This window comes from Pseudolysinimonas sp. (genome assembly GCF_049651805.1).
In the GTDB taxonomy this organism is placed as follows: domain Bacteria; phylum Actinomycetota; class Actinomycetes; order Actinomycetales; family Microbacteriaceae; genus Pseudolysinimonas_A.
Window position 1 is genome coordinate 1 of sequence record NZ_JBASCU010000019.1, and the last position, 14,176, is coordinate 14,176.

The following is a 14,176-nucleotide window of genomic DNA, read 5'->3' on the forward strand; positions in this document are numbered from 1 at the left end:
CCGCGCGGCACTGCGGTGGTCTACGCGGTGCTGCCGCTGTTCCACGCCTACGGGCTCACCCTGTGCCTCACCTTCGCGATGAGCATGGGCGCACGCCTGGTGATGTTCCCGCGATTCGACCCCGACCTCGTGCTGCCCGTGGTCAAGAAGCGGCCTGCGACGTTCCTGCCCGCGGTGCCGCCGATCATCGAGCGCCTCACCATCGCAGCTAAGGAGAAGGGCGTCAGCCTCGACGGCATCCAGATCTCCATCTCGGGCGCGATGCCGCTCTCGGCGAAGGTCGTCGAGCCGTGGGAGGCCGAGACGCACGGCTATCTCGTCGAGGGCTACGGACTCTCGGAGACGAGCCCGGTGCTCATGGCCAACCCGGTCGCGCCGACCCGCAAGGCCGGCACCGTCGGGCTGCCGCTGCCGAACACTGAGGTGCGGGTCGTCGATCCCGAGACGGGGAAGGATGCCGCGACGGGCGAGCCGGGCGAGCTCTGGGTGCGCGGTCCGCAGGTGATGAGCGGCTACTGGAAGAAGCCCGACGAGACGGCGGACGTGTTCGACGGCGACTGGTTCAAGACGGGCGACATCGTGCAGATCGACGCCGACGGGTTCGTGAAGATCGTCGACCGCATCAAGGAGATGATCATCGTCGGCGGCTTCAAGGTCGCACCGAGCGAGGTCGAAGACATCCTGCGCGACTACGACGGTGTGGCGGATCTCGCGATCGTCGGCATCCCCGACGGCGACGGCGAGGAAGAGGTCGTCGCCGCGATCGTCGCCGACGCCGGGGTGACGATCGACGAGGCGGCGTTCCGTGCCTACGCGCGCGAGCGCCTCACGCCCTACAAGGTGCCGAAGCGCATCGTCACCCTCGACGAGCTGCCCAAGTCGCTGATCGGCAAGGTCCTCCGCAAGCGCGTTCGCGACGCCCTCATCGCGGGGCTATGACATCCCCGGTGGTTGAGCAGCGCCGAAGGCGCGTGTCGAAACCGCCTCCCGAATGAACCGCACCCTCTACGTCACCGACCTCGACGGCACTCTTCTCGGACCCGACGGATCGCTGAGCGAAACCTCCGCGGTCCTCCTCTCGGACGCCATCGGGCGCGGCATGCTCGTCACCTGTGCCACCGCCCGCTCATGGACGACGACGCAGCGGGTCCTCGGTGACTTCCGGTTCGAGCTGCCGTTGGTGCTCTACAACGGCACATTCACCTACGACGCCGCGCGCGATGTCATGCTCGACCGGAACGAGTTCGACGCCGGTACGACTGAAGCGATCCTGACCCTCCTCGAGGATGCTGGAGTGCCGCCCCTGGTCTACGGCCTCGATGGGCGGGACGAACGCGTGTCGTGGATCAGAGGGCTCCAGAACGAGGCGACCCAGCGGTTCTGGATGGATCGCCCGAACGACCCGCGGAACGCGCCGCGCGACGGTTGGCCGGAGCTCCCGAGCGAGGGCGTTTTCAACATCGCGGCCATCGGGACCCCCGAGGAGATGGAACCGCTGGCACTCGCCCTCCGCACCCTCATCGGGTCGGCGGGCGAGGTCAACGTGCAACGTGATACGTACCACCCCCAGGACGTCTGGATTGATGTAGCACCGGCAGGCGCTACCAAAGGATCCGCGGTTACCGCACTGGCCGAGCGGCTCGGCGCCGACCGGGTCGTCGCGTTCGGCGACAATTTCAATGACTTGCCGCTGTTCGAGGTCGCCCACGAGTCGTACGCGATGACCCACGCGCCGGCAGCGGTGCGCGCTCGCGCGACGGCGACGCTGGCTGACCAGTCCGACGCCGTCGCACGCTGGCTCACCGAGCGGGGTACCTCTATGGCCGCAGCAGCACCTTGATCGCGCGGCGCTCGTCCATCGCTGCGTAGGCCTCCGCGACCTCCGCGAGCGGTAGCTCCAGGTCGAACACCGCACCCGGCCGCAGTCGCCCGTCGAGCACCTCGGGCAGCAGCTCGGGGATGTAGTTGCGCACCGGCGCGACACCACCGCGCAGGCCGACGTTGGAGCTGAACACCGGCCGCAACTTGAGTTCCGGGTTGAGGTTGGGCACGCCGACGAAGCCGACCTGCCCGCCCGGACGGGTGCTGCCGAAAGCCTGCCGCATCGACTCCTCCGTGCCGACGCACTCCAGCACGCGGTCGGCGCCGACGCCGTCGAACAGCTCGCGGACCACGCGGATGCCGTCTTCCCCCCGCTCCTCGACGATGTCGGTCGCGCCGAACTCGCGGGCGAGCGCCTGCCGGGAGGGATGCCGCGACATCGCGACGATGCGGCCGGCGCCGAGTCGGGAGGCAGCGAGCACGGCGCACAGGCCGACGGCGCCGTCGCCGACGACCACGACGGTGTCGCCCGTCTGCACCCCTGCCGAGACCGCGGCGTGGTGACCGGTGCCCAGGACGTCGGACAGGGTCAGCAGGTGCGGCACGAGCGCGTCGTCCACCGGACCGGGAACGACCACGAGCGTGCCGTCCGCGAGCGGCACCCGGATCAGCTCGCCCTGCCCGCCGTCCGCGAGATGCCCGGCGCGATCTTCGCCGCCCCACCAGCTGCCCTGCAGGCACGACGTCGAGAACCCGTTGCGGCAGTTGACGCAGGTCATGTCGCAGACGTAGAACGGCGCGATCACGAAATCGCCGGGCTTGACCTGCGAGACGGCTGCGCCGACCTGCTCGACGATGCCGACGAACTCGTGCCCGATCCGGCCGCTCGTTCTGGTCACACCGCGGAAGGGCCAGAGGTCCGAGCCGCACACGCACGCCGCGACAACCCGCACGATCGCGTCGTCGCCGGTCAGCAGAACCGGGTCGGGTACCTCTTCGAAGCGGATGTCGTGGTCACCGTAGAGGAGCGTCGCGTGCATCTCTCGACGCTACTGCTGAAGGCTGACCCGCCCCGACGATTCGGCACCGGATGCCAGGCACGCGCGCCAGCTTCGCGTCGGCCGTCACGAGTCGACAGTTCAATTCCTCGGCGAGCGCGAGGTACGCCGCGTCGTAGCTCGTCGCGTTCGCCGCGAGCTGCACCACGCGGGGCAGGAGTGCGGCGGTCGGCCAGACATCGAACTCGAACTCGGCGAGAACGGTGACTGCTGACCCGAACTCCTCCTGGCTGAGATGCCCGCCCAGCCATCGGCCCCGAAGGCCGTTCACCGTCTCGAGCACAAAGTGCTCGGGAACGACCCAGTGCGGATCGCCTGCGATGCCTTCGACGACCGCGTCGCGCAGACGCGCGTCGGTCGGCACGAGGTACTCGATCGCAGCCGAAGCGTCTATGGCGATCGTCACGCGGTCGACCCGCTCACCGCGTCGAGGATCTGCTGCGTGCGCTCGTCGCGCTGCCGCCTGATGAGGTCGGCGGAACTCTCTTCAGCGGCGATGCGAGCGATCGGGTTGTCTCGCGTGCGCTTCAGCCAGGCACGGTTGCGGGCCAATCTCGCCTCCCGCTCCAGCACGTCAGAGAGGAAGACCTGCAACGACTGCCCGCGCGAGTCGGCCTCCGCCGCAAGCGCCTCGCGCACGGCATCCGGAACATCTCGAATCTGGATGGCCACCATGCGGTCATTTTAGCATGCACTTCTGCTTGCACGTCAGGCAAGTAACTTCGAGGCATGAGATTCGGCATCTTCGTTCCGCAGGGCTGGCGCTTCGACCTGGTGGGCATCCCGCCGGAGCAGCACTGGGCGACGATGAAGGGTCTCGCCCTCGCCGCCGAGGCCGGTCCGTGGGAGTCGCTGTGGGTCTACGACCACTTCCACACCACACCGGTGGCCAGCGAGGAGGCGACGCATGAGGCGTGGACGCTCATGGCGGCGTTCGCGGCGGTGACCGACCGCATCCGTCTCGGCCAGATGTGCACCTGCGTGGCGTACCGCAACCCCGCCTACCTCGCGAAGGTCGCGGCGACCGTCGACCACATCTCGGGCGGCCGGCTCGAGATGGGCATCGGCGCCGGCTGGTACGAGCACGAGTGGCGCGCCTACGGCTACGGGTTCCCCGAGGCGCCGGAGCGGTTGAGGATGCTCGACCAGGGTGTGCAGATCATGCGGCAGGCATGGGAGACCGGCACCGCGACCCACAAGGGCGAGCACTACGAGGTGTCGGGCGCGATCGTACGGCCGCTGCCGCTGCAGGAGGGCGGCATCCCGCTGTGGATCGCTGGCGGTGGCGAGAAGGTGACCCTGCGCATCGCGGCGCAGCACGCGAAGTACACGAACTTCAACGGTGGGGCCGAAGAGTTCGCCCGCAAGAGCGAGCTGCTGCGCGGCCACTGCGAGAAGCACGGCACCGACTTCGCCGCGATCACCCGGTCGAGCAACTTCAACACCATCGTCGGCGCGACCGAGGCCGAGGTGAGCGAGCGGATCGCCACCGTCGAGGCCCGCCTGGTGCCGCACCTCGGCGCGAAGCGTGCTGCCGACCTGGTCGCGCAGTACCGCGAGGAAGGTCCGGCCCAAGCCGTCGCGGGTACTCCGGAGCAAGTCGTCGACGTCCTACGCGAACGCCGCGAGCTGGGGCTCGGCTACTCCATCCACTACTTCCCGGAGTCGGCGTACGACCGCTCAGGCGTCGAGCTGTTCGAGCGCGAGGTCATCCCCGCCCTCTCGGTGGTCGAGTAGCGCCCGGAGGGCGCGTGTCGAGACCAGCTCACGAGGTCTCGACACGCCGCTCCGCGGCTACTCGACCACCGAACCCGCACGCCGCTCCGCGGCTACTCGACCACCGAGTCGATCTCCATCCGCGAGACGGTGAGTTCGTCGCCGTCGATGTCGACCTTCACGGTGTCGCCGTCACGGATCTCGCCGCCAAGCAGCGCCCGGGCGAGCCGGTCATCGATCTCGTGCTGCATGAGCCGACGCAGCGGGCGGGCACCGTAGATCGGATCGAAGCCGCGCTCGGCGAGCCACGACCGCGCTTCGGGGGTGACGGCGAGCTGCAGCCGCCGTTCCGCGAGTCGCTTCTCGAGCCGGTCGACGTTGAGCGACACGATCTGACCCAGGTCTTCGGTCGACAGTGGCGAGAACACGACGATGTCGTCGAGACGGTTCACGAACTCCGGCTTGAATGCCTGACGCACCAGCTCGTGCACCGCCTGCGCGCGCTGCTCCCACGGCAGCGTCGTGTCGACGAGGATCTGCGAGCCGAGGTTCGACGTCAGCACCAGGATCGTGTTGCGGAAGTCGACCGTGCGGCCCTGCCCGTCGGTCAGCCGCCCGTCGTCGAGCACCTGCAGCAGCACGTCGAACACTTCGGGATGCGCCTTCTCGACCTCGTCGAGCAGGATCACCGAGTAGGGGCGGCGGCGCACCGACTCCGTGAGTTGCCCGCCCTGTTCGTAGCCGACGTACCCGGGAGGAGCGCCGACGAGCCGGGACACCGCGAACTTCTCGCCGTACTCCGACATGTCGATGCGCACGAGCGCCTTCTCGTCGTCGAACAGGTACTCGGCGAGCGCCTTCGCGAGTTCGGTCTTGCCGACACCGGTCGGGCCGAGGAACAGGAACGATCCCGTCGGCCGGTCGGGGTCGGAGATCCCCGCGCGGGTACGCCGCACCGCCTCGGAGACCGCGCGGACGGCATCCTTCTGCCCGATCAGGCGCTTGCCCAGCTCGGCCTCGAGGTTCAGCAGCTTCTCGGTCTCGCCCTGCTTGAGCTTGTCGACCGGGATGCCGGTCCACGCCGCGACGACGGAGGCGATGTCTTCGTCGGTGACCTGGTCGTTGACCATCCGCGGCCCGGTCTGCTCGGCCTCCTCGGCCTGCTGCAAGCGCGACTCGATGCTCGGGATCGTCTCGTAGTTGAGTTTCGACGCCTTCTGGTAGTCGCCCTCGCGCATCGCGCGGTCGAGTTCGATGCGGGCGTCGTTGAGCTGCGTCTTCAGGTCGCCCACGGAGTGCAGCGACGCCTTCTCGGCGAGCCAACGCGTCTGCAGGTGCCCGAGCTGCGACTCGCGCTCCGCCATGTCGGCGCGCAGCTTCTCGAGCCGCGCCTTGGAGGCGGCATCCTTCTCCTTCTTCAGCGCCAGCTCTTCGATCTTGAGCCGGTCGACGGCGCGTTTGAGCTCGTCGATCTCGACCGGGTTGCTGTCGATCTCCATCTTCAAGCGCGACGCGGCCTCGTCGATCAGGTCGATCGCCTTGTCGGGAAGCTGGCGGCTGGTGATGTAGCGGTTGGAGAGGGATGCCGCGGCGACGAGAGCGCTGTCGGCGATGGTCACCTTGTGGTGGGCTTCGTACCGCTCCTTCAGTCCGCGCAGGATGGCGACGGTGTCTTCCACCGACGGCTCGCCCACGTAGACCTGCTGGAAGCGGCGCTCGAGCGCGGCATCCTTCTCGATGTACTCGCGGTACTCGTTGAGTGTCGTGGCGCCGATCATGCGCAGCTCGCCGCGGGCCAGCATCGGCTTGAGCATGTTCGCCGCCGCGACGGAGCCTTCGCCACCGCCCGCGCCCATGAGGGTGTGCAGCTCGTCGATGAAGGTGATGATCTGACCCTCGGAGTCGTTGATCTCCTTGAGCACGGCCTTCAGTCGTTCCTCGAACTCGCCGCGATACTTCGCGCCCGCCACGAGCGCCGCCAGGTCGAGCGACACGAGCTGCTTGTCTTTCAGCGAGTCGGCGACGTCGCCGGCGACGATGCGCTGGGCGAGCCCCTCCACGACGGCCGTCTTGCCGACGCCGGGCTCGCCGATCAGCACCGGGTTGTTCTTGGTGCGCCGGGTCAGCACCTGACTGATGCGGCGGATCTCGGCATCCCGCCCGATCACCGGGTCGAGCTTGCCGCTCTTGGCGATCTCGGTGAGGTTGATGCCGTACTGCTCGAGGGCGGTCTTCTGCTCCTCTTGCTGCCCCGAGGTCGGGGCACCCTGCATGTTGGCCAAGGGCCGTTCCTTTCAAACCTGAGTAGGACCGACTCAACTTTAGCGCGGAAGTGGCCACCGCGTCTGGTCAAGTTGGCGAGCCGCCTCCCTCACATGCCGGCCAGTCGGCGAGCTCTCCACCGACGAGGCGCTCGTCTCCCGGCATCTGACCGAAAAGACCAGAGTGGAATCCGAAACGACCAGAGTGGAATCCTATCGGGCCATATCAAAGGATTGCCGATACATGCTGATAAAGTCCGAGATCGTGTACCCGGAGATCAACCCCTACAGTCCGGGCTCCGGCTTGCGCCCACCTGAGCTAGCTGGCCGCCAGGCCGAGATCGACGCCTTCGATCTGACGATCGCGCGCACTCTGAAGTCGGCCCCCAGCCGATCAATGGTCCTTCACGGCCTCCGCGGGGTCGGCAAGACCGTGCTCCTCAATCGCTTTCGCGAGATGGCAACCCGCGCTGGGTGGTTCACGGTCGAACTCGAGGGCGCACCTACAGACGGTGGACGGGCCGCCAGTCGACAACGTCTCGCCCGCGGGTTGCTGGTCGCCGCGAGACGCCTGAACCGACTTGGTGCAGCTGGAGACGCCGTGAAGGCCGCGCTCGGCAGCATCGCCTCGTTCGGACTTTCGGTCGGTGGCGCCTCAATCAGTATCGGCGTCAACCCGACCGCTGGTCGCGCCGACTCGGGCGAGATCGACGTCGACCTGCTTGAACTTGTCGAAGACCTCGCCCCCGCGCTGCGCTCACAAAACATTGCTTTCGGGCTGTTCGTTGATGAAATGCAAGATCTCGACGACGAACTACTGACGGCACTCCTCGGGGCACAGCACCGATCCGGGCAGGAGGGTTTCCCGTTCTTTGTCGTGGGCGCTGGCCTTCCCTCGCTCCCGGCGCTGCTTAGCACTGCGCGCTCGTACGCCGAGCGACTATTCGACTATCGATCGATTGGCTCTCTCGACGAAGGGATGGCACGCGAGGCGCTTGTCACGCCCGCAACCCGCCTGGGGATGACCTACTCGCCGGGGGCGGCCCAGGCGATCCTCGACGCTTCAGAGGGCTATCCGTACTTCATCCAGACGTTCGGCGCGCGCACCTGGGACCTCGCTCAAGGAAAGGTGATCTCCCACGATGAGGCGCTCGCTGGACTCGACGTTGGTCGAGCTGCCCTCGACGCCGGCTTCTACCCGGCGCGGTGGGATCGCGCGACCCCCGCCGAGCGTCGCTATCTTCGCGCGATGGCCGAACTCGGCGGTGATTCCGTCTCGACGTCCGCGGTCGCCACGAGGCTCGGCGTAACACTGAATAGGCTCAGCGCATCCCGCCAGTCCCTCATCGAGAAGGGCGTCGTCTTCGCGCCGGAGCGTGGCCTTCTCGCTTTCACCGTTCCGGGAATGGGGGCGTTCCTGCTGCGCCAGAGCCGCGACGATTGATGAGCCTCAGCCCGTCGCCGGAGCGGTTGCCGGACGACGACTAACGTCAATCTCTTGATGCCCCTGTGCGCGCTCTCAGCCGAGAGAACGGGAACCCTCACGCCGTGGCGGCCTGCAAAATCTCGACGACTCGGTCCGCCGCTCCGGTGGGTGAATCAATCCGACAGTGGACCTCGCCGACGACCAGGTCGCGTGGCTCTCGTGAGATCTCGGGGGGACCGACCACGATCGCGTGAAGCTCCGCGAAGGCGGATCGCAGGTGGTGGGCGTAGTAGTGAGCTTGCGCGACACCGCCTGCTACATATGCCGGGTCACCCGAATCGTAAGGGAACTTGCACTCGAGAATGATCGCTGTAGAACCAGGTCGCGTTATGACGATGTCGGGCCGCTGAGCTCGGCGAGGGAACGGATCGCCGTGTTGACTCGTCAGCCCGCCTAGAAGTTCGCGGTGATCCGGACCGCCGAGGAACTGACCCCAAATCGAGCCGGATTCGCACCAGACTTCCCACGTCTCTCCCGACCCACGATCAATCTCAAACACGGGGCCGGCTCCCAACCGTTCCAACGGCCTAAGTGAGGTCACCGAGAACCCTGCATTCGCGCAAGCGCGGAGAATCTCGCCGAGCGACGCGAGATGGAAAACCCGATCGGGTAGGCCCTCCGGCTGGATGAGTGTCTTGGCGAGCCGATCTAGCCCGCTCGGCCTTTCGATCGCGGTCAAGAGTCGCGCGATGGCCGATACAGATCGCCACGGAGCCCCCATCCCGTCGAGATCGAGGAGGTCGTCGGGTGTCGGGTGTCGGGACGAGTCCCCCGCGAAGCCCCGAGCGAGAGCGATTGCGGAATAGACGGCCAGCGAGTCTTTGCTCTCTGATAGCCCGAGAGTCAATCGATTCGTCACCCAGGCAAGTACCGTGCGAGGAACGTCGACCTCGACTCGCGCCCTCCGGCTCGTCGCGACTTGCTGCGGTGGCCATCCGCGCATGGCGGTCTTCGCCCAGTCCACCCGCCCACTCACCGAACTCGACCATGCTCGTTGCCTTTCGCGAGTCACGGGAGTGTGCGACTCCCAAGCGCTCCTCGTCCTGGGCCAGCTCGAAATCTGCCGCCGGTATTCGAGTAGCACGACTCGCATCGCACGTGCGCGCACTTCGCGAACGGTCCACTCGAGTCCTAGTTCGACGTCCTCCATTGCCGCAATTGTGCGAACAAGGTCACCTGGCCCCGCCCAGATCGAACTCAGCCATTCCAGGCCCGCCCGCGAGTAGCTGAGGTCAGCCACGCATGGCGCCGAGCTGACGGATGACCCATAGCCAAGAGTCGGCCGGAATTCCTCCCTGATCGGCCATCGCGGCGCTCAACTCCGAGAGGACCTCCTCATCAACCCGCGCGAGTAGTGCTCCGATCGACACGACGTATCCCTCGGCAATCAGCTCCTCGAAGTCAGCGCTTTGGTTCTCCAGGCCCAAAACCACGTAATCCGGAATGTCAAGGAAAAGCGCTGGCCCCAGCGCGACGTCGGCTACGGACAGATGCGCACGGTAGATGCCATCGAGGCGGACGAGAATCTCGTCGCGTCGTGGCGCGTCCTCCGCCACACGGCCTCCCACAACGCTGTTGAACTCCTCCGCCGAGATCGGGGGCACCGGGACCTGCTTGAACCGTCGGCTCAACGCCTGACCCATGCGAAACACGCGCTGCGCATCAACGGCGTTGTATGTACCCAGCAGGCGCCAATCTGTGCCGGCCCGATATTCCACCCGGTTCGGGGTCTCGTCGACAACCTCTGACTCTGGCTGGTCGCCCCAACCGAGGTACACGGGCACGTCGATGCCCGCCGTCTCCGGGGATCTCCAGTTTCCGATCTGGACTCGCTGACCTGATAGCCACGTCAGGACACCACCCAGGACACGATCCATGTCGGCGCGGTTGGTTTCATCGAGGACGAGCCACTCGTCGTTCCGAATCGCCGCTAATAGCACGCCCTCGGCGCTCCGGATCTCCCCATCGACGACGGTCTCCCCGAGCACAACCCGGTCGAATGTCCATTCTTCTTCCGGGGTGGTCCAGCGCGCCCCAATCTCACGAGTAAACCCGAGCGCTTTCCCGTCTTTCGCCATCCGCTGAAGAATCTGGCGAAGGATGTGCGTCTTTCCAGTTCCCGGCGGACCGACTAGCAGGGTCGCCTTGGACGCTCGGATTGAGAGTTCGGCCATGCGGGTCAGGCGAGCAGACACCTCAATCTCCCCGAGACCTGCATCCTCGGCGACGAAAGCCAGGCGGCGAAGGTACGCCGCAAAGCGCTCCGCTCCCAGGAACGCGGCGGATCGCGCTTCCTGGAACGTGTCGAGTGACGAGAAGGGGTTCATGCGGTCGACCCCAACAGCCCGCGGGCTAGTCGGTGGAGTTCGCCCAGTGGTACCACTGAGTCGTCATCAGTCGGGCGGGTCGATGCGCCTCTGATGAAGAAGAAGCTGGACAGTTCCTTCTTCACCGTGGTGTTGCGCGCCATGCGTAGTTCGGCGCCGTCACCTTTGTCGTCTGCGAACCCAGAGACATCCAACGTGCCCACGGCGTTGTGGATGTCTGTCATCAACAACCTCCGATCCCAATGCTCCGCCGTGGCCGAGAGATACTGCGCTGCAATATCTACCGCATCAGCGTCGGCGTCAAGCACGTTGAGCGCCGCCGAGCGAAGGAGGGCAGAGACCTTGCTCACGTTTTTTTGGCTTTGCGAACCTGCGTAGCTGTGGCAGAGGCCAAACGCAATGAGGCTCAGGGCTGGGTAGCCGACAATGCGGATCCTCCACCCCTCGTTGGAGCGATACTTATCCGGAAAGAGCAGCCGTGGCCAGATCTCGACAGATTGATATTGCATGTCCGGAATCGCGGCGACGTATTGGTCCAGACCGACACCGGCGTCAGCGAGCCATCGTTTGAAGGCCCCGGAGATCTCGTTCTTGAACAAGCCAGCTTTGCTCTCGGCCGCAAACGGGTTCTCATCGAATCGAATGCCCCAGGCGGTTTCCGCGAACTCGAGCTGGAGGACCTGTTCGGCCGCAGTTAGGTCGCTAGCGCTCAACGCCTGGGGGGCAAGCAAGGCATCCAGTAGGGCGCGCGCCATCTAGTCGCCCGCTTCGGCCAGCGTCGCAGCCATCGCCATCCCAACGGCCTCGGCGAAATGTGGTGGCACCGCATTGCCGACCTGCGAGCACCGCGCGACGTCGAAGCGCCGTCGCGGTCCGTTGATCGTGTAGCGCCCCTTGAACTCGAAGTCATCGGGGAACGATTGAAGTCGTGCCATTTCGCGAACCGTCACGTTGCGAGCCTCCGCATAGTGGATGAATTCGTCAGGGTGAGTCGTGATCGTGGATACCGGCTGGGTTTCGTCGATCAGGACCTTCTTGTCCTTCTTCGTGCCGTTCGACAGGAGGAACTCCTTGCTCAGGCGACCCTTGGGCTGCGTGGCATGTGCCAGGTCGTAGAGCGCCTGGACCCGCTCCCCGTGCTTCGAGTAGCGGTGGGAGTCGGGGACCGAACGCGAACTACCCCGACGCATTAGGCGGGCGTAGGTGGAGCGCGGGGCCAGGTACGGCGAGGACTCGAACTTGGGCGAGTCCGGACTTGGCACTCTTTCGTCTGTGGTGAGGTCTGAAAGCGCCTCCCCAGCCGTGACGGGCCGCTCAGGGTCCAACCCAAGCTGTTCGAGCAGACGGGGTCGCGCGGCTTCGAGATTGTCAAAAAATCGATCGGCCGTGACTCCGAGGTCTCGACGGATGCCGACGATTAGCGCTCGTCGCCGCACCTGGGGAACTCCGAACCGCGACGTGTCCGCAACACCGAACTTTGCGTCATACCCGAGGCGATCAAGTTCTAAGACGACCTGATGGGCCACCGACTTGGCGCCCTCCTCACCGGGGCGGGAGCGGAAGGCGCGAGCGATGCCCTCGACGTTCTCGACAATCACCGCTCGCGGGCGCACCAGCTCGACGAACTCGAGTTGACGCTGAACCATCTCGTTTCGCTCGTCGAGGCCGTTCCGACTGCCGCCCACCGAAAAGCCTTGGCATGGCGGCCCACCAGCGATGAGGTCAACTTGGTCCCGAAGTCCCATCAGTCGCGCACGGATCTCCGGGTCGCCGAGCACCTCGTCGACGTCGAGCGGCTTCTGATCGAGCCACTCGGGCCAATGCTCGTAGGCGCGATACGGAGCCTCCGGGCCGACCAAGTTTGCCTTGAGCGTCTCGAAAGCCATCGGGTCGCGTTCGACCGCGAAGACGCCCCTCCACCCCGCCCGATGGAAACCCAGCGACAGACCTCCGCACCCGGCGAAGAGGTCAATGCTGGTGAGCGGAGCTGCGGAGTTATTACCCATGGGAGAGCCTTCGAGAACATAAGAGGAGCGCGGCTGTTGCCTCACGATATCGAGCGCATCCGACGGGCGGGGTATTCCGCGCCGGGGCGACTCGCGACTACTCTCTCGGCCCGAACGGTCGCCACACGACGACCGACGTCGACTTCTTGGTGCGGGTGCCCGCCCGCAGCGGGATGACATCGCCCTCCGAACCTGCGGCGAAGACGCGGCGGCCGGGACGGTTCAGCAACTCGTCGGCCAGCGCGCGCTCGAGTTCGCGCACGCGCCCGGTGAGCGCCGACACCTGATTCTCGAGTTCGAGGATGCGGCGGATGCCTTCGAGGTTGAGCCCCTCGGCCGAGAGCCGCGCGATCTCGCGCAGTTGCACGACATCCCGCATCGAGTACCGGCGTGACTGGCCGGCCGTGCGGCGCGGGCTGACCAGCCCGAGCTTGTCGTACTGGCGCAGCGTCTGCGGATGCATGCCGCTGAGTTCGGCGGCGACCGCGATCGCAAACAGCGGGCTGTTCTCGTCGAGCGCGCTCACCGTCGTCACCTCCCCGCGCGGGCCCGGGCGAGCAGCTCGTCCCGTGGATTCTCGGGCATCGCCTTCGCGAGCTCTTCGACAGCGGCGGCGGCCGGCGGCGACAGGTTGCTCGGCACGGCGATGACGACTTCGGCCAGCAGGTCACCGGTGCCCTTCGGGGTGGTGACCCCGCGGCCCTTGACCCGCAGCACGCGGCCCGACGGGGTGCCCGCACCGACCTTGAGCCGCACGGTGTCGCCTTCGAGCGTCGGTACCTCGATCGTGGCGCCGAGCGCTGCTTCGGCGAAGGTGACGGGAACGTCGACGCGCAGGTTGAGCCCGTCGCGCTCGAACACCGGATGCGGCCGCACCGCGACCGTGATGACGAGGTCGCCCGCCTCGCCGCCGTCGATGCTCGGCTGGCCCTTGCCCTTCAGGCGGATCTTCTGCCCATCGGCGACCCCCGCCGGGATCTTCACCTTGACCTCGCGGCCGTCCTGCATCTTCAGCCCGACGGTGTCGCCACGGATGGCGGTCAGAAAGTCGAGCGTCGTGTTGGCGGTGATGTCGCCGCCCTTGCTCGGCCCGCCGAAGCCCCCGAAACCGCCCGTCGGCTGACCGAACCGGCCCCCGCCGCCGAAGAGTCCGCCGAGGATGTCGTCGAAGTCGCTCTGGTTGCGTTGCGCCCCGCGACCGAAGCCGCGGAAGATGTCGTCGAAACCCTGCGCGCCGGCGCCCCCCGCGGTGAAGCGCGCTCCGGAACCCATCGCCCGCATCTGGTCGTACTCGGCGCGCAGGCTGGCATCCGAGAGCACCGAGTAGGCCTCGCTGATCTCCTTGAAGCGCGCCTCGGCCTGCGCGTCCCCGGCGTTCGAGTCGGGGTGATGCTGTCGCGCAAGCTTCCGGTAGGTCTTCTTCAGGTCGGCATCCGACACGTCTTTGCTCACGCCGAGAACGGCGTAGAAGTCCTTGTCGAACCAGTCTTGACTGGCCATG

The 14,176-nt window shown here is 66.6% G+C and carries 13 protein-coding genes; 4 read left to right on the top strand and 9 right to left on the bottom strand.

Going from position 1 to position 14,176, the window contains the following annotated elements; genetic code table 11:
* Together WBL06_RS04055 and WBL06_RS04060 are read left to right on the top strand one after the other, a co-directional pair.
* The coding region (locus WBL06_RS04055) for an AMP-binding protein (protein ID WP_424454695.1) at positions 1-939 on the top strand (939 nt) is incomplete at its 5' end.
* Positions 940-991: 52 nt separating this feature from the next.
* Positions 992-1,840: an HAD hydrolase family protein gene (locus WBL06_RS04060; protein WP_424454696.1), complete on the top strand. Its 849-nt coding sequence runs from the start codon at positions 992-994 to the stop codon at positions 1,838-1,840.
* Here the strand turns inward: WBL06_RS04060 and WBL06_RS04065 are convergent.
* From WBL06_RS04065 to WBL06_RS04075, 3 genes are read right to left on the bottom strand one after another with little or no spacing between them, the layout of a single operon-like run.
* The gene (locus WBL06_RS04065; RefSeq protein WP_424454697.1) at positions 1,818-2,861 is read right to left on the bottom strand and encodes a zinc-dependent alcohol dehydrogenase family protein; all 1,044 of its coding nucleotides are present in this window, start codon (positions 2,859-2,861) and stop codon (positions 1,818-1,820) included. The two genes, WBL06_RS04060 and WBL06_RS04065, sit on opposite strands and share 23 nt — an antisense overlap.
* Positions 2,836-3,285, bottom strand: a complete 450-nt coding sequence (locus tag WBL06_RS04070; RefSeq protein WP_424454698.1) for a type II toxin-antitoxin system VapC family toxin — start codon at positions 3,283-3,285, stop codon at positions 2,836-2,838. Before WBL06_RS04070 ends, WBL06_RS04065 begins: the two co-directional genes overlap by 26 nt.
* Complete coding sequence (locus tag WBL06_RS04075; RefSeq protein ID WP_424454699.1) at positions 3,282-3,554, bottom strand: FitA-like ribbon-helix-helix domain-containing protein; 273 nt, start codon at positions 3,552-3,554, stop codon at positions 3,282-3,284. Before WBL06_RS04075 ends, WBL06_RS04070 begins: the two co-directional genes overlap by 4 nt.
* Before the next feature lie 54 nt (positions 3,555-3,608).
* Between WBL06_RS04075 and WBL06_RS04080 the strand changes: the two genes are divergently transcribed.
* A complete protein-coding gene (locus tag WBL06_RS04080) occupies positions 3,609-4,616 on the top strand; it encodes an LLM class F420-dependent oxidoreductase (protein WP_424454700.1) in 1,008 nt (335 codons plus the stop codon).
* 92 nt (positions 4,617-4,708) lie between these two features.
* Here the strand turns inward: WBL06_RS04080 and WBL06_RS04085 are convergent, their stop codons facing one another.
* Positions 4,709-6,877 (bottom strand): ATP-dependent Clp protease ATP-binding subunit, encoded by a 2,169-nt coding sequence (locus WBL06_RS04085; RefSeq protein WP_424454701.1) that lies wholly within the window; start codon positions 6,875-6,877, stop codon positions 4,709-4,711.
* Between the two features lie 163 nt (positions 6,878-7,040).
* On the opposite strand from WBL06_RS04085, the gene WBL06_RS04090 reads away from it, so the two are divergent.
* Entirely contained in the window at positions 7,041-8,300 is a 1,260-nt protein-coding gene (locus WBL06_RS04090) for an ATP-binding protein (protein WP_424454702.1), read from the top strand.
* Between the two features lie 1,274 nt (positions 8,301-9,574).
* Here WBL06_RS04090 and WBL06_RS04095 read toward each other — a convergent pair.
* Genes WBL06_RS04095 through WBL06_RS04115 form a run of 5 tightly spaced genes read right to left on the bottom strand, consistent with a single transcriptional unit; the run spans position 9,575 to position 14,175 of the window.
* A complete protein-coding gene (locus WBL06_RS04095) occupies positions 9,575-10,669 on the bottom strand; it encodes an AAA family ATPase (RefSeq protein WP_424454703.1) in 1,095 nt (364 codons plus the stop codon).
* Positions 10,666-11,424, bottom strand: coding sequence for a hypothetical protein (locus WBL06_RS04100; protein WP_424454704.1), 759 nt, complete (start codon positions 11,422-11,424; stop codon positions 10,666-10,668). Before WBL06_RS04100 ends, WBL06_RS04095 begins: the two co-directional genes overlap by 4 nt.
* Positions 11,425-12,855 (bottom strand): DNA cytosine methyltransferase, encoded by a 1,431-nt coding sequence (locus tag WBL06_RS04105; protein WP_424454705.1) that lies wholly within the window; start codon positions 12,853-12,855, stop codon positions 11,425-11,427.
* Complete coding sequence (locus WBL06_RS04110) at positions 12,773-13,201, bottom strand: heat shock protein transcriptional repressor HspR (RefSeq protein WP_424454706.1); 429 nt, start codon at positions 13,199-13,201, stop codon at positions 12,773-12,775. Before WBL06_RS04110 ends, WBL06_RS04105 begins: the two co-directional genes overlap by 83 nt.
* A gap of 5 nt (positions 13,202-13,206) precedes the next feature.
* Positions 13,207-14,175, bottom strand: a complete 969-nt coding sequence (locus WBL06_RS04115; RefSeq protein ID WP_424454707.1) for a DnaJ C-terminal domain-containing protein — start codon at positions 14,173-14,175, stop codon at positions 13,207-13,209.
* Between the last annotated feature and the right edge of the window lies 1 nt (position 14,176).